General features: G+C 37.7%; 20 protein-coding genes and 5 tRNA genes. 2 read left to right on the top strand and 23 right to left on the bottom strand.

What is annotated here, in order from left to right; translation table 11 throughout:
• Positions 1 to 248: 248 nt before the first annotated feature.
• The 21 genes from rplA to GTK57_RS07180 form a co-directional block, all read right to left on the bottom strand.
• Positions 249 to 944, bottom strand: a complete 696-nt coding sequence (rplA, locus tag GTK57_RS07280; RefSeq protein ID WP_152875428.1) for a 50S ribosomal protein L1 — start codon at positions 942 to 944, stop codon at positions 249 to 251.
• A 3-nt stretch (positions 945 to 947) separates the two neighbouring features.
• Positions 948 to 1,376, bottom strand: coding sequence for a 50S ribosomal protein L11 (rplK, locus tag GTK57_RS07275; protein WP_004868049.1), 429 nt, complete (start codon positions 1,374 to 1,376; stop codon positions 948 to 950).
• A gap of 119 nt (positions 1,377 to 1,495) precedes the next feature.
• The gene (gene nusG, locus GTK57_RS07270) at positions 1,496 to 2,029 is read right to left on the bottom strand and encodes a transcription termination/antitermination protein NusG (RefSeq protein ID WP_004278615.1); all 534 of its coding nucleotides are present in this window, start codon (positions 2,027 to 2,029) and stop codon (positions 1,496 to 1,498) included.
• Between the two features lie 7 nt (positions 2,030 to 2,036).
• Complete coding sequence (secE, locus tag GTK57_RS07265) at positions 2,037 to 2,477, bottom strand: preprotein translocase subunit SecE (protein WP_152875426.1); 441 nt, start codon at positions 2,475 to 2,477, stop codon at positions 2,037 to 2,039.
• Positions 2,478 to 2,548: 71 nt separating this feature from the next.
• Positions 2,549 to 2,624, bottom strand: a tRNA-Trp gene (locus GTK57_RS07260).
• Positions 2,625 to 2,673: 49 nt separating this feature from the next.
• Positions 2,674 to 3,864: an elongation factor Tu gene (gene tuf, locus GTK57_RS07255; RefSeq protein WP_163121223.1), complete on the bottom strand. Its 1,191-nt coding sequence runs from the start codon at positions 3,862 to 3,864 to the stop codon at positions 2,674 to 2,676.
• A gap of 150 nt (positions 3,865 to 4,014) precedes the next feature.
• Positions 4,015 to 4,089: transfer RNA gene (locus GTK57_RS07250), tRNA-Thr, on the bottom strand.
• A gap of 15 nt (positions 4,090 to 4,104) precedes the next feature.
• Positions 4,105 to 4,180, bottom strand: a tRNA-Gly gene (locus tag GTK57_RS07245).
• 37 nt (positions 4,181 to 4,217) lie between these two features.
• Positions 4,218 to 4,301, bottom strand: a tRNA-Tyr gene (locus tag GTK57_RS07240).
• Between the two features lie 53 nt (positions 4,302 to 4,354).
• Positions 4,355 to 4,430, bottom strand: a tRNA-Thr gene (locus tag GTK57_RS07235).
• Positions 4,431 to 4,528: 98 nt separating this feature from the next.
• Entirely contained in the window at positions 4,529 to 6,022 is a 1,494-nt protein-coding gene (gene trpE / locus GTK57_RS07230) for an anthranilate synthase component I (RefSeq protein ID WP_152873696.1), read from the bottom strand.
• A 120-nt stretch (positions 6,023 to 6,142) separates the two neighbouring features.
• A complete protein-coding gene (locus GTK57_RS07225) occupies positions 6,143 to 6,811 on the bottom strand; it encodes a phosphoglycolate phosphatase (RefSeq protein ID WP_152873697.1) in 669 nt (222 codons plus the stop codon).
• Positions 6,812 to 6,871: 60 nt separating this feature from the next.
• A complete protein-coding gene (locus tag GTK57_RS07220) occupies positions 6,872 to 7,597 on the bottom strand; it encodes an FHA domain-containing protein (protein WP_152873698.1) in 726 nt (241 codons plus the stop codon).
• Positions 7,598 to 7,796: 199 nt separating this feature from the next.
• A complete protein-coding gene (locus tag GTK57_RS07215) occupies positions 7,797 to 8,123 on the bottom strand; it encodes an H-NS histone family protein (protein ID WP_163124648.1) in 327 nt (108 codons plus the stop codon).
• Between the two features lie 134 nt (positions 8,124 to 8,257).
• Positions 8,258 to 8,686: an acyl-CoA thioesterase gene (locus tag GTK57_RS07210; RefSeq protein WP_152873700.1), complete on the bottom strand. Its 429-nt coding sequence runs from the start codon at positions 8,684 to 8,686 to the stop codon at positions 8,258 to 8,260.
• Between the two features lie 9 nt (positions 8,687 to 8,695).
• Entirely contained in the window at positions 8,696 to 9,889 is a 1,194-nt protein-coding gene (locus GTK57_RS07205; RefSeq protein WP_152873701.1) for a heme biosynthesis protein HemY, read from the bottom strand.
• Between the two features lie 3 nt (positions 9,890 to 9,892).
• A complete protein-coding gene (locus GTK57_RS07200; protein ID WP_163122181.1) occupies positions 9,893 to 10,717 on the bottom strand; it encodes a hypothetical protein in 825 nt (274 codons plus the stop codon).
• Between the two features lie 2 nt (positions 10,718 to 10,719).
• Positions 10,720 to 11,493 carry a uroporphyrinogen-III synthase gene (locus GTK57_RS07195; RefSeq protein WP_152873703.1) on the bottom strand — a complete coding sequence of 258 codons (774 nt, stop codon included), beginning with the start codon at positions 11,491 to 11,493 and terminating at the stop codon, positions 10,720 to 10,722.
• A gap of 1 nt (position 11,494) precedes the next feature.
• Positions 11,495 to 12,412 (bottom strand): hydroxymethylbilane synthase, encoded by a 918-nt coding sequence (gene hemC / locus GTK57_RS07190; protein ID WP_152873704.1) that lies wholly within the window; start codon positions 12,410 to 12,412, stop codon positions 11,495 to 11,497.
• A 108-nt stretch (positions 12,413 to 12,520) separates the two neighbouring features.
• Positions 12,521 to 13,261, bottom strand: a complete 741-nt coding sequence (locus GTK57_RS07185; protein WP_152873705.1) for a LytR/AlgR family response regulator transcription factor — start codon at positions 13,259 to 13,261, stop codon at positions 12,521 to 12,523.
• Between the two features lie 49 nt (positions 13,262 to 13,310).
• The gene (locus tag GTK57_RS07180) at positions 13,311 to 14,465 is read right to left on the bottom strand and encodes a sensor histidine kinase (RefSeq protein ID WP_152873706.1); all 1,155 of its coding nucleotides are present in this window, start codon (positions 14,463 to 14,465) and stop codon (positions 13,311 to 13,313) included.
• Here GTK57_RS07180 and argH point away from each other — a divergent pair.
• Together argH and GTK57_RS07170 are read left to right on the top strand one after the other, a co-directional pair.
• The gene (argH, locus tag GTK57_RS07175) at positions 14,456 to 15,886 is read left to right on the top strand and encodes an argininosuccinate lyase (protein WP_171500235.1); all 1,431 of its coding nucleotides are present in this window, start codon (positions 14,456 to 14,458) and stop codon (positions 15,884 to 15,886) included. The two genes, GTK57_RS07180 and argH, sit on opposite strands and share 10 nt — an antisense overlap.
• Positions 15,887 to 15,913: 27 nt before the next feature.
• Complete coding sequence (locus tag GTK57_RS07170) at positions 15,914 to 16,186, top strand: oxidative damage protection protein (protein ID WP_152873707.1); 273 nt, start codon at positions 15,914 to 15,916, stop codon at positions 16,184 to 16,186.
• A gap of 681 nt (positions 16,187 to 16,867) precedes the next feature.
• Here GTK57_RS07170 and phoU read toward each other — a convergent pair.
• On the bottom strand, positions 16,868 to 17,590 hold the full coding sequence (gene phoU, locus GTK57_RS07165) for a phosphate signaling complex protein PhoU (RefSeq protein ID WP_163122178.1): 723 nt from the start codon (positions 17,588 to 17,590) through the stop codon (positions 16,868 to 16,870).
• A 124-nt stretch (positions 17,591 to 17,714) separates the two neighbouring features.
• Positions 17,715 to 19,058, bottom strand: coding sequence for a multidrug efflux outer membrane protein AbuO (gene abuO, locus GTK57_RS07160; protein WP_163122175.1), 1,344 nt, complete (start codon positions 19,056 to 19,058; stop codon positions 17,715 to 17,717).
• Positions 19,059 to 19,097: the final 39 nt, after the last annotated feature.

Below are 19,097 nucleotides of genomic sequence, written 5' to 3'. Positions count from 1 at the left end.
TTCGTAAGTTCATTTCTGAACTTACACGCGGAGGATGAACAAATCACACCACCGCGTCTACGCAGGCTGAGATATTAAGAAGGAAGTAAACTCCCCTCGCCTGAGGTCTTTGACGCTGATAAACAAATATTTATCAATTCAAAGTTTGCCTAAGTTTTGCAAGATACGACGGAGCATGTCTTGCGTAAAAATCAAAACAGCGTTTTGATTTTTACTCAGGGCTTTAAAATTCTTTAATAAGTCGAAACTTATTTAGAAACGCTTGCTACATCAACAGTAAGACCAGGACCCATAGTTGAGCTTAATGTGATCTTTTTGATGTAAACACCTTTAGAAGTAGCAGGTTTTGCTTTCTTAAGGTCAGCTACAAGAGCTTCAAGGTTTGAACGAATAGCTTCAGCAGAGAAACCTACTTGACCAATCGCAGCATGGATAATACCAGCTTTGTCTACACGGTAACGTGCTTGACCAGCTTTAGCGTTTTTAACAGCGCCAGCTACGTCAGGAGTTACAGTACCCACTTTAGGGTTTGGCATTAAGCCACGTGGACCAAGGATAGTACCCAACTTACCTACAACGCGCATTGCATCTGGAGCAGCAATTACTACGTCGAAGTCAAGGTTACCCGCTTGAATGCTTTCAGCAAGATCATCAAAACCAACGATGTCAGCGCCTTCAGCTTTAGCAGCTTCAGCAGCAGCACCTTGAGCAAACACAGCAACACGTACAGTTTTACCAGTACCTGCAGGAAGTGTAGTCGCGCCACGAACAACTTGGTCTGATTTACGAGGATCAACACCTAGGTTTACTGAAACATCCAAAGATTCTTTGAATTTAACAGCAGGAAGGCTAGTTAATACTTGTACAGCATCTTCCAAAGAATAAACTTTGTTAGCTTCTACAGCAGCTGCAATAGCTTTTTGACGTTTAGTTAATTTAGCCATGTCTTAAAGCTCCACTTCCAAGCCCATAGAACGCGCAGAACCAGCAATGGTACGTACACGTGCGTCTAAATCAGCACCAGTTAAATCTGGTTCTTTAGTAGTCGCAATTTCTTCCAATTGAGCACGAGTCAACTTACCAACTTTAGTTTTGTTTGGTACAGCCGAACCCTTTTGGATACCAGCAGCTTTCTTAAGAAGAATAGCAGCAGGAGGAGTTTTCATGATGAATGTGAACGACTTATCGTTGTACACAGTAATCACTACAGGAATTGGTAAACCAGCTTCAACTTTTTGTGTAGCAGCATTGAATTCTTTACAGAATGCCATGATGTTAACACCACGTTGACCTAGTGCAGGACCAATCGGTGGAGATGGATTCGCTTTACCAGCTGGAACTTGCAGCTTGATATAGCCGTCAATCTTCTTAGCCATTTCAAATTACCTCTGGGTACAAACGCCGATTAAGGCTCCCCAACGTTTTCAAGTAACGATAACCGTTACAACAACAATGCCCGATCCATAACAAATCGGGCGTTTTCAACCAATTCCAATTAAACTGATTTTTCGACTTGACGAAATTCCAATTCAACCTGAGTTGGTCGGTTAAATACATTAATAGTCAACGTTAAACGTGACTTTTCGTATTGAACTTCTTCCACCACACCTTTAAAGTCTGTGAATGGACCATCAACAACGAGTAATTCTTCGCCTGGCTCAAACATCGTCTTAGGACGAGGTGCTTCACCAGTATTGCGTACACGCGCTAAGATAGCATCAGCTTCTTTTTGAGTAATAGGTGCAGGTTTTTCTGCAGTACCACCAATAAAGCCAAGTACTTTTGGACATTCTTTTACAATGTGCCAAGTATCATCATTCATTTCCATTTCGACTAAAACATAGCCCGGAAAGAATTTTCGCTCTGATTTGCGCTTTTTACCGTCCTTCATTTCCACTACTTCTTCAGTAGGGACAAGAACTTCACCAAAGCTATCGGCAACAGCGCTACGCTGGATTCGATCATTAAGTGAACGCATCACTTGTTTTTCATAACCTGAATAGGCATGAATAATGTACCAACGTTTCATAGCTCTCTTACCCGATAATAAACTTCATTAACCAACCCAAGACATAATCAAAGCACCATAATAAAATAGATGCAACAACTACGACTGCAAGTACCTGCCAAGATGTGGTCACGGTCTCTTGCTTTGTTGGCCAAGTCACACGACGTAACTCAATTCGAGAGTCTTTCAACAAACGAACAAAGCCTTTGCCTTGATGGGTGGCGTATAATAAACCTAAAGCGGTCACGATACAAGCCAAAATCACCCCGACTCGAACCCAAACATCATTCGCAGGCGCCCAATATCCCGGCAAATGTTGATTTACCAGCATTGTAGCAATAAACAAAATTATAGAAATTATCCATAAAATATAGTCTACCGGAGAACTAGAGCTTACGATTTCAGCGGTATTATTTCTTTGAGGGATTGGCGCTTCGCTTAATGCGTCACGCGATTTATCATTCGACATTTTTGTACTCGTCGTAGAACTCGCGACTTATTATATGACCAATTTAACCAGCATCAAGTTTTTTTTGAAAATGGCAGGTCAGGAGGGGCTCGAACCCCCAACATTCGGTTTTGGAGACCGACGCTCTACCAATTGAACTACTGACCTGTAACAATAAAACCGAGAATCGAAACTCTCGGTTTTATTTTAAATATTATTATGCAGTTACTTTAGCAACAACACCAGCACCAACTGTACGACCACCTTCACGGATCGCAAAACGTAGACCTGGGTCCATTGCGATTGGGTGGATTAATTCTACTGACATTTCTACGTTGTCACCAGGCATAACCATTTCTACGCCGTCTTGAAGAGCGATAGCGCCAGTTACGTCAGTTGTACGGAAGTAGAACTGTGGACGGTAACCGTTAAGGAATGGAGTATGACGACCACCTTCTTCTTTAGAAAGTACGTATACTTCTGCGTCGAATTTAGTATGCGGTTTGATCGCACCTGGTTTAGTCAATACTTGACCACGCTGAACGTCTTCACGTTTAGTACCACGTAGAAGAACACCACAGTTCTCGCCCGCACGACCTTCGTCAAGAAGTTTACGGAACATTTCTACGCCAGTTACAGTTGTTTTAACTGTATCTTTAATACCAACGATTTCAACTTCTTCGCCTACTTTAACGATACCAGTCTCAACACGGCCAGTTACTACTGTACCACGACCTGAGATTGAGAATACATCTTCAATTGGCATAAGGAATGGAAGATCGATAGCACGTTCTGGCTCAGGAATATAAGAATCTAGAGCTTCAACAAGAGCTACTACAGCTGGTTCGCCGTATTGACCTTGGTCACCGTTAAGTGCAGCTAAAGCTGAACCACGGATGATTGGAGTGTCATCACCAGGGAAGTTATACATAGAAAGAAGTTCACGAACTTCCATTTCTACTAATTCAAGTAACTCTTCGTCATCTACAAGGTCGCATTTGTTTAAGAATACAACGATGTACGGTACGCCTACTTGGCGAGAAAGAAGGATGTGTTCACGAGTCTGTGGCATTGGACCATCAGTCGCAGCACATACAAGGATCGCACCATCCATTTGAGCAGCACCAGTAATCATGTTTTTAACATAATCGGCGTGACCTGGACAGTCTACGTGCGCGTAGTGACGAATTACTGAATCGTATTCTACGTGTGAAGTATTAATTGTAATACCACGTGCTTTTTCTTCTGGTGCAGAGTCAATTGCAGCGTAGTCTTTCGCTTCGCCACCAAAAGTTTTTGCACAAACAGTTGCAATTGCAGCTGTTAAAGTTGTTTTACCATGGTCGACGTGACCAATTGTGCCCACGTTAACGTGTGGCTTATTACGTTCAAACTTAGCCTTAGCCATTTTCATCTTCCTCGTTTACGTCGAACACAATTCTGAGCAAAACCCAGCATCGACATATCGTCTAAAAAAACAAACACCAAATACTCGAAAAGCAGACTAATAAGCCTGCTTTTTAAAAAATTCTGTGCAACTACGTTGCTAAACTGTATCTGGAGCTCTTATCGAGATTTGAACTCGAGACCTCTCCCTTACCAAGGGAGTGCTCTACCACTGAGCTATAAGAGCAAACAAATGCTTCAATGGAGCGGGAGACGAGGGTCGAACTCGCGACATGCAGCTTGGAAGGCTGCCGCTCTACCAACTGAGCTACTCCCGCACGATGTTGGTACAATCCACTTATTGAAGTCTTAAATTGGTGGTGAGGGAAGGATTCGAACCTTCGAAACTTTCGTAGCGGAGTTACAGTCCGCCCCCTTTGACCGCTCGGGAACCTCACCATTTACACTTACTTTCAGTGTTGTTCTTTCAACAAAACTTAAAACTTCTAAGATGGTGCCGGCACACGGATTCGAACTGTGGACCTACTGATTACAAGTCAGTTGCTCTACCAACTGAGCTATGCCGGCGTTTCTTAGTGTTTCGTACGTTTCGTATCGGAACGGTGTGCAGTTTAGCAAAACTTAGAATCCGTGCAAGTGTTTTTTTCAAAAAAAACGTCAAAAACTCATAAAATCAATCCATTTGATGATAATTCGACCGCTTTGATCACTGCGCGAGCTTTTATTTGCGTTTCTTGCCATTCAGATTCAGGATTTGAGTCTGCAACAAGCCCCGCTCCTGCCTGAACATAGACCTTATTTTCACGAATTACACAGGTGCGAATAGCAATAGACATGTCCATTTCGCCATGCCAGCCTAAATAACCAACAGCTCCGCCAAAAATTCCACGTTTTACAGGCTCAACTTCGTCAATAATTTCCATTGCACGAATTTTTGGTGCACCAGAAAGTGTTCCTGCAGGGAACGTTGCTTTAAATACATCTAAAGCATCAACATCATCTCGAACTTCACCTTGAACATTTGACACAATGTGCATCACATGTGAATAGCGTTCAATGACCATTCTATCTGTAACCTGCACTTTGCCAATTTTTGAAATACGCCCTACATCATTTCGACCAAGGTCAATTAACATGAGATGTTCTGCAATTTCTTTTTCATCTGAAAGTAAATCTTGCTCAAGTGCTAAATCTTCTTCTTTGGTTTTGCCACGTGGTCGTGTCCCTGCCAATGGACGAACAGTTGCAATACCATTTTCTAAACGAGACAAAATTTCTGGTGATGACCCGACAATATGGAATGGCTTCTTATTCTCTAAGGTTTGCCCTTGTACCAAGAATAAGTACGGTGATGGGTTAAGATGGCGGAGCGCACGATACACTTGTAACGGCTCACCATCAAAATCTGAAACCATACGATGCCCCGGCACAACCTGCATCACATCCCCTGCCCGAATGTACTCTTTTACAGTTTCAACTGATTCTAAAAATTTTCCTTTGCCTGTAAGTGACTCAAAATGCGGTGCTGTATGTTTTTCCGCTTTTAGACGAATAGGCGTTGCAAGAAGTTCTTCTAATACATCTAGCTGAGCCTGTGCTTTCGTATAAGCATCCGCATCATTCACATCGGCATGAACAATTAAGAACAAGGTATCTTTTAAATTATCAAAGACAATCACTGTTTTAGACAACATCATCCAAATATCAGGTAACCCCACAGGATCTGCTTCTGGCACGTTATTTAAGCGAGGCTCAATGTAGCGTACGGCATCGTATCCAAAGTAGCCCACCAAACCACCTGTGAAATTTGGCAGTGCAGGTAAATCTTGCTGAGTTGGTACTTTATATTGAGATTGAAAATCACGAATAAATTGAAATGGGTCTGTGCATCCTTGTTTTAGCGTTGTGCCATCTGCTTGCTGGATAGTGAGTTCACCTGCATTACATGAAAATACAGTCGATTCACCCAAACCAATAATTGAATAACGCGCCCAGTTTTCGCCACCCTCTACAGATTCAAAAAGATAAGCTTGTTCATGAGATTTTAATCGTGCAAACACAGAAAGTGGTGTTTCTGTATCTGCTAAACGTTGGCGGTAAACAGGAATAAGGTTGTAGCCTGCTTCTTTTAAGTGATCGAATTGCGTTTGAGTTGTCATGGTTTCTCTCTATATATTCATATTGGACTTTGTTCAGTGTTTTCATTTTATTTAACTGAGCTTCGCCATCGAAAAACCACACACACGCTCATTTTCAATATTCCTTTATTTACTGTTCTATTAAGCAATCAATTCTCTAAGATTATCAACCACCTGTTGTGGCTGACAATCTAAAATATTTTCACCATGATTATAGCCATAGCTAAGCACAATACAATCGACTCCTGCACGTCGTGCCGCTTCAACATCATTACTTGAATCACCAATCATTAAAACTTGTTCTTTAGTAACGCCATAAGTATCTACACAATGAAGCAGTTGTTTTGGATGTGGCTTACGCTCTTCAAAACGATCTCCGCCGATCACATCATCAAAATAATGATCTAAAGCCAATTCTTCAATAATTTTTCGTGCAGGTAATTCAGGCTTATTGGTCACACAAACTAATTTTTTATGATGTGCCGCTCCCCAATCTAAAAACTCGACTACACCTTCAAATGGCAAAGTATTTACACATGGTTCTGCATTATAAATTTTTAAGAATGTTGCAAGTAATTGCTCATGCTGAGCAGGGTCAACCTGTCCTGTAAGATGTTTCAACACACTATCGCAAAAAATTGATGTGCCTTTTCCCACCCAAATACGAACGTGCTGTTCTGTTACCAGTGGAAGGTTGAGTTTTTCTAAGCTCAAATTCATTGCACGATATAAGTCTGAAGCAGAATCGACCAATGTACCATCTAGGTCAAATAAAATAACTTCTCGAGTATTGAGCTTTGCGACAGACATTTTTACTCCACAATAAAAAAGGCATGCGTATGCATGCCTTAATTGTATGCTAAAGCAACGTTATTTAAACATTACAAATGCAATAATTGCCAAAATAACAATTGCGATAACAGCCATCAAACCGATTGAAGCATTTTTCTGTGCTTCTTTTTCTTGTTCAACGCATACCGCAGGAATTTCAACTTCACATTCTTCACGTTTAGCAGGTACAGTTAAATCTACACCTTCTGGAATAGGTGCTGGTTTAGGAATACCAACGTTTGTCGGCATACCTTCCTTAGTCACCAGAACATTTTCATCACGTGCCTTCAGGTCAGGCATTCCTTGCTCATTCATTTGCTGTGCAGGCGTAAGCTCTTCTTGCTTCGCAGCTGTTTCCGATACAGCAATGGCTTCTGATGGCTGCTGAATAGGTTCTTTAACTTGCTCTTTATCTGCAACAGCCACACGCTGAAGTTCTACACCTGAAACAAATGTAGGCTTTTCAATTTTTTTGGCTGCTTGCAATACAGAGAATTTCAGACTTGCAAACTGAACAATATCATTTTCTTTTAAAAGTGTTTCAGCCTCAATACGCACATCATTCACAAATGTACCGTTTGAAGATTTTAAATCTTGAAGCCAAAGTGCGTTATTTTTTAATAAAAATGCAGCGTGTTTCCGCGAAATTTCTGAGGATTGTAAAAGAACATCTGAATCTTGATGACGACCTACCAACATATCACGGTCGATAAGGATCTCTTGTCCTGTGAATTCACCTGTAATGGCCTGCAATACCCAAGTCATAAAAAGCTACTCAATAGTGATTTTGAATAATCATAGCACGTCAATTTATTAAAATAACTTCAGGCTTTATAAACTCTATACAATTTAAAACCACGCATCACAAAGTTTTTTCATCTATTTTTTAATTCATGAATTAAATCCAATAAAAAAGCCAAGTTTTTAAACTTGGCTTTTAAACTACATTTGATGCAACTTTTGATTAGATAAGAAAATCTTCTAATTTTGCACCTTTTTCAAGCTGTGCAACCAACCAACGAGGTTGCTTGCCACGACCTGTCCAAGTTTCCGCGGTATTACCTTTGTTACGATATCTTGGCTCTACAGCTTTACGTGTGCCTTTTTTACGTTTTGATGCACCAAATTCAACAATTTGATCTACAGATAAACCAACTTTTTCAGCAATAGCTAAAATTTGATTATAGGCATCTTCAATCGCTTGATCTTTTTTAGATGCAATTAGAGCTTCAGCTTGAACCTGTAAGCGTTTCAACTCTTCAACAGACATATTACTAATATCTGGCATTATGAACTCCAATTTATTAAATATTGATTTTATTAATTAACCTACATATCTTATTTATATAAATATAAATTATCAATAATAATAAGCACTTTAAACACAATAAAAAACATTTACACTTAATAACAAGGTTTTAATATTTAAATTAAATGATGAATCTCTTTTTCCAGTGCTTTAATTTTATCTTTAATATGATGAGGTATTTGAGTTTTTTTCATATCCGTTTTATTTACACAAACAATAACGGCTTCCCCAACAGCAACAATATCTTTAAGCTGTTCGCTCCAAATAGAATAATGCATTCTAAATGCGCTATTTCTTAACTCATCAACACGTGCACCTATTTTCAAACAGTCTGGATATAATACGGGTTGAAAATACTGACATTGATTTGATGCAACAACAGTATAAATATCTTCGTTTAAAATATTAAGTCTACCCAAATAACATAATCGGGCGCTTTCAATATATCGATAATAAATCACGTTATTAACATGACCAAAAGCGTCCATATCTCCCCAAGCAACCTTCTGTTCATATATCACTGGATAATCTTGAAGAGCGTTCATACTGTACCTTTATATTTTAATTGCCACGTGATTTGCATTATTTTCAAAAATTAAATTAAGTTGATGTATTAAGTGATCTTTATCTTTTAATGTCGATTTAATTCGTAAATAGTTCATTAGAATATGATCTGGATATAACTCTAATAATTGCTCTGCTTCTACAAAGCGACCTTGCTCTTGAAAAACATGCCATTTCACAAAACTTAATATAGGTAATGCTGGATATTTAGCTTCCCAATATTCAATTTTTTGCTCAATATTTGAATAATCTGGATTTTGTTTTAATACTTGTTGCTGGAACCATAAATAGAATACTTCTTGATCAAACTGAGTTCCCAACAAGTATTCTGCAAGCGCTTCATGCTGTTCGCTTAATTCAGGTAAATGTGAAAGCACTTTTAACCACAGTACATTTACGTCATAAGTCTTATCTTCAAGTTGATCAGCCAAAGCCAAATAGCGCTGTTGCAAATCTTGAAGATTATCTGCATTTGCTTGATCAAACTGCTTCAATAGCTGTTTAAGCCATTCAATTTTTTTATCAATGTTTAGATGACCATATTTAGTCGCACGTAAGTAATCCCAAGGAAATGCAATTGCAAAAGCACCCCATAAATCCTGCAAAGTTCGCTCATATGAATTTTTAACATCATTAAGCCATGGCGATAGCTCATGTTGATTTAAAAATTCAAGATGCGTAAGCGCTTTCTCAGCCTCATTCTGTGCCAAATAAACACGTATACGCTGAATCTCAGCAAGCTCAAATGCCATTGCGTTTGCTTGATCTAAGGACATTAATGCCTGTGAAAAATTTCCTTGTACATAATCAAGCTGAGATTCAATAACACCTTGCAACAGACCTGAATTGGAAAATACATTTTGAATAAAATCTTTTTGATCAATTTCTGCATCTAAAAGAGAAATAACGGCTAACTGCTCATAGGGATGCAAGTTTTTAAAATTGAAAATAACTTCACTTTTACGCTGTTCACGCGTGAAATAACGCTTACTTAGTACCCAGATTAGTTGAATAGCCAAACTGGTTAGAATGGTTAAAAAGAAAACAACCCAAATATTGGTTTGTATTTGTAAATCGCGCCAATAAATATAAACATAACCCGCCCCATAGCCATAACTTAAAACACTCAAAATGGATGCAAAAATTAAAATAATAAGTGTATAAGCAAGAATCACTGTTTTCATAACTTAGCCCAATAATGCTCGAGTGCTTAATACAGGAACTGGAATTGCTGTCATTCCATCGATATTTTTAATTTGTCGAACAAGTTGTTTTGCAACCTGATCTGGCAATTGATTAACAAGCTGAATAATATCTGCAAGCTCTTTATGATATTGTAAAAACTGCCCTTGAGATAATGCTTCACGTGCAATAAGAAGTCTTAATTGAGCTTCTTTTAAAACCACTGAACGTTGCATTAACTGTTGATTTGGTTTTTTTGTCGATTCAACCAAAAACCATTTTTGCCAAAAATATGCATTTTCAGAAGATGATACTGCCAAATTTGGATTGATAATTTCTTGTTTTAGTTCACTATTTAACTGCAATATAAGTTGATTAATCTTTTGTTGTTGAGCATCGCTATTTACAACATATTGCTTAATGGTCTGAATATCTTTATCAATCACTTGATGTAAACTATTTTTTAATGAGGGTGCTAAAACATAATCATCAATCTGATGATCTAGTTCTATTAATTTTTCTACTGCATAATGATATTGATGCTGTTTTAGCGCAAATTCAACCAAACTCAATTGTTGTTTGATCATATCATTTGGCTGAATATCCGATTGAGTATCTGTTATTTTTTTTATGTCAGTAACTGTTTGAGCTTCACTCGGATCACGCTTTATTGCCACCAACTGATCATTTAAATTAGAACCTGATTTTTCCAATTTATTGATGACTTGCTTTAATTCGGTTTGTTGTGCCGATATTTTATATACGTCATAACTTAGTTTAGCGACAACAGCTAAAATAATTATTAGCACAAAAATATAAAGCTTTTTCATGTTTACCCTTGAGCAACAGCAATCTGTTGCGTAATTGAATCTATTTTTAAATCGGCTAATTTTGTAATTTTAAAACTCAGTTTATTCTGCTTCTGATGATTAAGTAATAATTGAAACAATCGCTCCCCCAATACCCAATAATCAGCTTTATTTAGAATACCACGATTATTTTGAATTAATTCAATCCAATTTAGCCAACTTGCTTCACTACTCACCACCATTTTATAACTTGGCGATTGTTGTAACTGCTGTTTTATTGTTTCAATAACCTGTTTTGACTGTTCAGGACAGTGTCGATCATACAAAATAAAATTTAGAACTTTATGACCTTGTGAAATTAAGGTGTCCATCATAAATTGACGTCCACCCTCACCACGCCAAAATGCAACATTTGTTCGAGTATCTAAAGATTTTAAAGCAGATAAACTTAACATTCCTTCAGATGTTTCAACATCGGGCACAAGGCTTTCAACACCATATTTAATCAAGCTTTCAGCCGTTTTTTGACCTACTGCAATCCATTTCACATGAGCCAAATCAGCTAATGAAATTTGCAATTGGTTTAGATATTTCATGCCAACGTCAACAGCCGTTGGACTGACTACTACTATCACTTTGGCACTTTGAAGCTGCCGATACAAGCCTGTCAAATCACTTGATAAAGGGCGTGCAATAAGTTCAAGTAGTGGTAACTCAATGACATCAATAGACTGTTGGTGCAAAGCCATCGTTAGTGGCTTTGCACGATCTTGAGGTCTGGTATTAATGAAAAGCATATTAATGCAATGCTTTTAAAAGCTCACCTGCACCTAAAGCAAGTAATTCTTGAGCCAACTGAACACCAAGCTTTTCAGCATCTTCAGGCTGACCATTCAAGTTCACTTGAAGTAACGTCTCACCATCTACACTGCCCACACGACCTTCAATATGAATTTGACCATTTTTTAATGTTGCATAGCCCGCGATTGGAACTTGGCAACCACCTTCCAAATACGCATTAAAAGCACGTTCTGCACGAACACATACATTCGATTCATCATGTAATAATGGCAAAATTAAATCTAAAACAGATTGATCATCTTCACGGCATTCTAAGCCTAATGCACCTTGTCCCACCGCAGGTAAACTGACAAGAGGATCAAGAGTATGACGAATACGATCTGCCAACTCCAAACGCTTCAAGCCTGCACTTGCAAGAATAATAGCATCGTAATTGCCCGCATCTAATTTAGATAAACGTGTACCCACATTGCCACGTAAATCAATAATTTCTAAGTCTGGACGGGCTTTTAGAATTTGACACTTACGACGTAAGCTTGATGTACCGACTTTTGCACCTTCTGGTAAATCATCAAAACTTGCATAGGTATTTGAGACAAAAGCATCTAAAGGATCTTCACGTTCGCAAATAACTGCAAGCGTTAAACCTTCAGGTAATGCCATTGGAACATCTTTCATTGAATGCACAGCAAGATCTGCACGACCATCTAATAATGCAGCTTCTAATTCTTTAACAAATAAGCCTTTTCCACCAATTTTTGCCAATGGTGTATCTAGAATTTTGTCACCTTGGGTCACAAAAGTGACAAGCTCAACTGTTAAACCTGCATGTAACGCCTCTAAACGCGCACGAATATGTTCTGCTTGCCATAAAGCAAGTGGGCTTTGTCGAGTTGCAATTTTAAGGGTTTTCATCATGCCAGCTTAAATAATAGAATAAGTATGATTGTAAACTTAACTTGAAATCTTAAAAATGCAAGTAAATTGAACTTCGTCTTGTGTTAATTTTTATACTTAATCATTTTACATCTTCTGTAAACGTTCTTTTAACAGAGGTAAATGACGGCGGCTGACAGATAATTTTTCTTCTAATCCACGACATTTCACCTGATATTGACCAGAGCTAACAAGCTCCAAACCACTCAGAAATTTGACTGAAACCAAAGCATTACGATGAATTCTAATAAAATTTTCACCAAATTCTTGTTCAAGCTCCTTTAATGTCTCATCAATAAGAACAGTTCCATTCTTATGACGAACAGTGACATATTTTTGATCTGCTAAAAAATAATAAATATTTTCCACAGGAATAAGTTCGACGCCTCGAAAGGTCTTTGCCACAATTTGTGTGCGCTGATTATTTAGTTCTTCCATATTTTCTTTTTGTTTTATATTACTCAGCTGAGCTTGAGTAAGTTTGGTTAAGTGATCTAATACGACTTGTAAATCTTGTTTTAGCACAGGTTTAAGTAAATATCCATCTACTTGAGATTTAAAAGCATTTAATGCATATTCATCATAAGCCGTACAAAAAACAATCGCAGGCATTAAACCCAAATCACGCAAGCGTTTTGCACAGCTTAACCCATCCATTTCAGGCATTTGAATATCAAGTAAAATAATATCTGGATGATGAATCTGAGCCAGTTCAATCGCTTCTTGACCATGTGACGCTGTTGCCACAACCCGATGACCCAGTTGTTCGACCAATCTTGATAATCTTTGTACTGCTAAAGATTCATCATCACAAATCAATATATCCATACATATATCTACCCAATTGATTTAAAAGGATTAAAAACCATAAAACGCATTATTTGTATTTATATTGAATAACGGTTGTATATGTTTGACTTCCAGCAAATGTTCTAAATTTCACAGAACGTCCATAGTATGCTTGCAAACGCTGTTTAATATTTTTTGTTGCTATCCCGTGGCTTTGATGTTGTTCTATATCATTAATTATAAAAGGATTCGTAACGACTATATTGACATAATTATCTAAAACTTCAACTAATATACTAATTGTACTTTTTGCTAAAATTTTCTCTACTCCATGGAAAATACTATTTTCAAGAAGTGGTTGCAAAGTAAGCAATGGAATTTGCACTTGGGTAAAAACTTGCTTATTTTCAAATTTCCAATCTACATTTAAGCGATTACCTAAACGAATTTGCTCTATTTCTAAATACTTTTGACATAATTCAATTTCATCTTCCAGTGTTACAAGCTTTAATTCTTGCAAACTTGCCCGAAATAAACGCGACAAATTTAACAACATCTGTTCTGCCTTATCAGGATCTATCGCAATTAAACTAATGACATTATTTAAGCTATTAAATAAAAAGTGAGGATGTATTCGTGCTTGCAATGCATCAACCCTTGAACGCAATTCACTATGTTGCTGTTGCACCCATTGTTCGCGTACGTATAAATATCTAAAGCAGAATGCACCAAGTAAAATACCGTAACCTAAATGTAAGCCAATATGATTCAATAAAATATTTAAGCTTAAATTCTCTAAACCTAAGTTTTCACCTACATATTTAAAAAAATTCAGACCGACTGTTGTTGATAAAATAATCAGTTGCAATAATAAAAAACCAAGAATAAAAGATTGTGCTAAATGCAATTTAGTTAGAATTTTTTTAAAATATTCAATGAGCGTCACAAAACATAGAAGTACCCAATCAATATAAAGCACATATTGAATAAAGCGCTCAAAGCTTAGCCCCGACCACCCTCGTGCTTCTGCCAAGACCAAAACCAGTGCCAATAAAACACTGCCAATAAATAATTCAATTAAATATTGCCAACGACCCATTTTCGTTAAAAAATAGATTGAATGATTTTCCCCCTGCATATGTGCAAAAGTTTGATCGACTTGTTTTTCGGTAAGTGTTTCCGAATTTGCTATACTACTTTGCATATTATCGCTTTTTATTCTATTGAGCCGACATGACCACATCTTCTAATTCCTCAAATCCGTCACAAGCCCAAACATCGGGTATGTGGGGCGGTCGTTTCTCTGAAGCTACTGATGCATTTGTTGCTGAATTTACAGCATCTGTTCAATTTGACCAACGCTTTTATAAACAAGATATTGCAGGTTCTATTGCACATGCAACTATGCTTGCAAAAGTTGGTGTTTTAACTGAAACAGAACGTGATGACATCATCAATGGTTTAACCACTATTAAATCTGAAATTGAAGCGGGCAACTTTGAGTGGCGCATCGATTTAGAAGATGTTCACATGAATATCGAGTCTCGTTTAACTCAACGTATCGGTATTACAGGTAAAAAACTGCATACAGGTCGTAGCCGTAATGACCAAGTTGCAACCGACATCCGTTTATATGTACGTGATGAAATTGATGCAATTTTACAATTACTTGAAAAATTACAAAAAGGCATTTTAAGTTTAGCGGCTAAAAACACCCAAACGATAATGCCAGGTTTCACACATCTTCAAACTGCACAGCCTGTGACGTTTGGTCATCATTTAATGGCTTGGTTTGAAATGCTTGTTCGTGACTCTGAGCGTTTAATTGACTGCCGTAAACGTGTGAATCGTTTACCTTTAGGTTCGGCTGCACTTGCAGGTACAACGTATCCAATCGAGCGTGAATATACTGCTGAACTTTTAGGTTTCGAAGCTGTATGTGAAAACTCATTAGATGCTGTTTCTGACCGTGACTTTGGTATTGAATTCAATGCTGCGGCATCGTTAATTATGATGCATTTATCACGCATGTCTGAAGAAATGATTCTGTGGACTTCGGCTCAGTTCAAATTTGTGAACATTCCTGACCGTTTCTGCACGGGCTCATCAATCATGCCACAAAAGAAAAACCCAGACGTTCCTGAGTTAATCCGTGGTAAAACGGGTCGTGTGTATGGCGACTTAATGAGTCTTTTAACACTCATGAAAGGTCAACCATTGGCGTACAACAAAGACAACCAAGAAGACAAAGAACCATTATTTGATGCAATTGATACTGTTCGTGGCTCATTGATGGCATTTGCGGACATGATTCCTGCATTGGTTCCAAATATCGAAATCATGCGTGAAGCTGCATTACGTGGTTTCTCTACAGCAACAGACCTTGCTGACTACCTCGTAAAAAATGGCGTTGCTTTCCGTGATGCACATGAAATTGTCGGTAAAGCCGTTGCTTTAGGTGTTGCTGAATCTAAAGATTTATCTGAATTAACATTAGAACAGCTTCAACAGTTCTCTGACTTGATTCAAGCTGATGTTTTCGAAAAAGCATTAACACTTGAAGCTTCTGTAAATGCACGTAATCACATTGGTGGTACTGCGCCTGCGCAAGTTGAAGCAGCCATTGCTCGTGCTTACACTCGCTTAGAAAAGCTTTACGCTTAAATTTTACGTTAAATTCGGAGTATTGATATGTCTCGACAAGTTTTTTGCCGTAAGTATCAACAAGAAATGGAAGCTTTAGATTTTGCACCGTTCCCAGGTGCAAAGGGTCAAGAATTATTTGACTCTGTATCTAAGCAAGCTTGGCAAGAATGGTTAAAACATCAAACAACGCTTATTAACGAAAAGCGTTTAAACGTATTTGAACCAGATGCGAAAAAGTTTCTTGAAGAACAGCGTGAGAAATTTTTCAGTAATGATGCATCTTTAGAAAAAGCTGAAGGCCTAAAGCCTGAGGCGTGATTCAGCGGAGCACTGCTCCGCCACGCCGCAAGATGAGAAGCTATGCTTGAGTGAAAACTTAAAGTACTGCTTTAAGTTTTATGCAAGACAAGGACAATGTCCGCGTAGCTTTTAACTTGAGAAGCTCTCTGAATTGAGAGCTTCTCTTTTTTTTAAGCGCTACTCTAAAAATTACACAAGACAAGCGAAGCGCGTAGTTTCAAATGTCAAAAAGGAGTCTTCATAAGACTCCTTTTTTATGCATGACTTTATTTATCCATGAAAAACAAAACCTACAATTTTAATTATTCAAAATAAAGTCTATCGCCTTTTATCAGATTTTTTTAATATCTTGAGTTTTCAAATGATGGTTGTTTACAGCATTATTCGCCCAAATGCATCTACTCTAAGACTAATGACTTCATCCAATTTGTATCAAAATCATTGAATGTAATTTTCACATACATTCGTATATAAAACATTACATTAGAATACAATAAGCCACATGATTTATTCTAAATACCCACCTATACTTAATTTCATAGACGGTACCTATCTCCATTGATACCGTACTAATTTTAGTCTCAGACTTCCCCCAAAGTCTGAGATTTTTTTTATCCAAAATTTAGTGAAATTCATCCACAATAAAAAAGCCCCTAGTAAACTAGAGACCTTCCCAAATATATTTATTTCTAAAATGAATTATTTTTCCTGAACTTTTTGTTCAATTTCTTTTACGCTTGTATGGCGAACATCTAATCCTTTCACCATATAAATCACTTGTTCTGAAATATTACGCGCATGATCACCAACACGCTCTAAAGAACGTAGAACCCACATTACATTCATTACACGTGCAATATGACGCGGATCTTCCATCATATAGGTCATTAATGTACGCATCGCAGACTGATATTCACGGTCAATATCGGCATCTGCAAGTAATACACGTAATGCTTGATCGACATCTAAACGTGCAAATGCATCTAAAGCATCATGAATCATGATGCGTACTTGATTACCAATATGACGTGTTTCCATATAACCACGTGGCGAACCACCTTCTTCACAAAGGTTTTGTGCAATACGTGCAATTTTTGCTGCTTCATCGCCAATACGCTCTAGATCTGTATTGGCTTTTGACATTGCAATCACCATACGTAAATCAATTGCAGCAGGATGACGTCGCGCTAAAATCAATGTTAAAGCTTCATCAATTTCAGTTTCTAATCGATTAACCACATTATCTTGAAACTGAGTTTCTATTGCTAATGTTGCATCTGTATCAAGTAAAGAACGAATTGCACTTGCGACCTGCTGTTCAACTAAGCCGCCCATCGTCATAAATTTTGTATTTACATCTCTTAATTCTTCATTAAATTGAGAAGATATATGATGATTCAGCACTGGATTGGTCGGACTCAAGGAATATACTCCACGGCAACAGACTTATAAATTTATAATGGGGAACATTAAAGCATAAATATGATGAACCTTTTATGACAGTATTCGGTCACCGATCGACTGATAAAAATATCCTATAAATCGATTATTTTTCTACAAGCCAAGCATTCACTTCTTTTAATGCATTTTCATTCAATTGTCCCACTGAAGCTTTCAATCTCAAAACATTTACAATGTAATCATACTTTGCATTCACATAATCTTGCTTGGTTGAAAAAGCATTACGCTGAGCTAAAAGCACATCAACCATGGTTTTTAAGCCTTCGTTATATTGTGCTTTTGATGCTTTTGATACGGTTTCAGATGATTCCATTGCGGCTTTTCTAGCGTCTAGTTTTGCCTGATCTGTTTCTACTTGTAAATACGATTTTTTAACATCTGTATTGGCTTTTAACATTGCAGCATCTAATTGTGCTTGTGCTTTTTTTGCATTTACAGATGCTTTTTGCACGTTCTTTTTGACACGTCCGCCACTAAAAATATTCCAATTGACCTCTACACCAATTTGATCAAATTCACCATTTTGCGACATTAAACTTTCAGGTGTTTGTTTGGTATATCCATAGGTTCCAACCGCTTCAACTTGAGGATATTTCGCAGCTCGCTCAACGCGCACACCATCTTCAGCATACTGATACTGCAAACGTGCTTGTTGAATACCTAAATTTTGCTGCTTCGCTAAATCTGTCCAATCTTGCAGATTGTCAGGAATGGGTTTCTGAAATTTAAAATCATCTCTAAGCACAGCTAAGTTTTCACGATATGAACCGATGAGCTGCGATAATTGTTCTTGCGCCAATACCAATTGAACATGCGATGAAATCCGATTTGCTCGTGCATTTTGATATTGTGCATTGGCTTCACTGACATCACTTTTTGCAACAAGACCTTCTCTTAACTTTGCATTCATCATGTTAAGTTGCTCAAGTAAGGCTTTTTCTTCTTGTAGATATGCGGCTGTTAAAGATTGCTGTCTCAGCACATTAAAATATGATTCAGACACATTTAAAATATGATCTTGTTGTTGTGATTTTAAAGTTGCTTCACTCAAATTCACCGATGTTTTGACTTGCTTTAAAGCTTCCCAAGCATCCCACCGAAACAAAGGCTGACGAGCAGTTAAAGATACTTGTCGCGTTGTAGATGATGATGACATCAAATTATCTGAATTCACCTCAGGTACACCAGGAATAGAAATACTATTCATATCCTGACTTTTTCTCGTGATATTTCCTGAAAATGTGACTGTAGGTAAAAGATTACCTTTCGCAATACCTAAATTAAGCTGATCTGCCTCATATTGCAGGATATTTGCTTGCCAATTAGGGTCTGAGTTTTGTGCTCGCTCATAAGCATTCACTAAGTCTAATGCGTTTACCCAAGGGCTCATTACAGCAAGAGATAAAAAGCATAAAAAGTTTTTCTTCATTGTTTTACTTAAACCCTTACGATATTTAGCTAAGTTGCC

The sequence above is a fragment of the Acinetobacter portensis genome, assembly GCF_010646905.1.
Classification (GTDB): Bacteria; Pseudomonadota; Gammaproteobacteria; order Pseudomonadales; family Moraxellaceae; genus Acinetobacter; species Acinetobacter portensis.
The sequence above is the reverse complement of the archived record's forward strand: the minus strand, read 5'-3'. Positions and strand labels throughout refer to the sequence as shown.

Excerpts from the sequence above, each read along its gene's own strand:
- GTK57_RS07220 (WP_152873698.1), bottom strand. The coding sequence starts at position 7,597 with ATGACTTGGGTATTGCAGGCCATTACAGGTGAATTCACAGGACAAGAG.
- GTK57_RS07210 (WP_152873700.1), bottom strand. The coding sequence starts at position 8,686 with ATGAACGCTCTTCAAGATTATCCAGTGATATATGAACAGAAGGTTGCT.
- GTK57_RS07180 (WP_152873706.1), bottom strand. The coding sequence starts at position 14,465 with ATGTGGTCATGTCGGCTCAATAGAATAAAAAGCGATAATATGCAAAGT.
- GTK57_RS07205 (WP_152873701.1), bottom strand. The coding sequence starts at position 9,889 with ATGAAAACAGTGATTCTTGCTTATACACTTATTATTTTAATTTTTGCA.
- rplK (WP_004868049.1), bottom strand. The coding sequence starts at position 1,376 with ATGGCTAAGAAGATTGACGGCTATATCAAGCTGCAAGTTCCAGCTGGT.
- nusG (WP_004278615.1), bottom strand. The coding sequence starts at position 2,029 with ATGAAACGTTGGTACATTATTCATGCCTATTCAGGTTATGAAAAACAA.
- GTK57_RS07170 (WP_152873707.1), top strand. The coding sequence starts at position 15,914 with ATGTCTCGACAAGTTTTTTGCCGTAAGTATCAACAAGAAATGGAAGCT.
- GTK57_RS07195 (WP_152873703.1), bottom strand. The coding sequence starts at position 11,493 with ATGCTTTTCATTAATACCAGACCTCAAGATCGTGCAAAGCCACTAACG.
- rplA (WP_152875428.1), bottom strand. The coding sequence starts at position 944 with ATGGCTAAATTAACTAAACGTCAAAAAGCTATTGCAGCTGCTGTAGAA.
- tuf (WP_163121223.1), bottom strand. The coding sequence starts at position 3,864 with ATGGCTAAGGCTAAGTTTGAACGTAATAAGCCACACGTTAACGTGGGC.
- secE (WP_152875426.1), bottom strand. The coding sequence starts at position 2,477 with ATGTCGAATGATAAATCGCGTGACGCATTAAGCGAAGCGCCAATCCCT.
- hemC (WP_152873704.1), bottom strand. The coding sequence starts at position 12,412 with ATGAAAACCCTTAAAATTGCAACTCGACAAAGCCCACTTGCTTTATGG.
- GTK57_RS07225 (WP_152873697.1), bottom strand. The coding sequence starts at position 6,811 with ATGTCTGTCGCAAAGCTCAATACTCGAGAAGTTATTTTATTTGACCTA.
- argH (WP_171500235.1), top strand. The coding sequence starts at position 14,456 with ATGACCACATCTTCTAATTCCTCAAATCCGTCACAAGCCCAAACATCG.
- GTK57_RS07185 (WP_152873705.1), bottom strand. The coding sequence starts at position 13,261 with ATGGATATATTGATTTGTGATGATGAATCTTTAGCAGTACAAAGATTA.
- GTK57_RS07200 (WP_163122181.1), bottom strand. The coding sequence starts at position 10,717 with ATGAAAAAGCTTTATATTTTTGTGCTAATAATTATTTTAGCTGTTGTC.
- trpE (WP_152873696.1), bottom strand. The coding sequence starts at position 6,022 with ATGACAACTCAAACGCAATTCGATCACTTAAAAGAAGCAGGCTACAAC.
- abuO (WP_163122175.1), bottom strand. The coding sequence starts at position 19,058 with ATGAAGAAAAACTTTTTATGCTTTTTATCTCTTGCTGTAATGAGCCCT.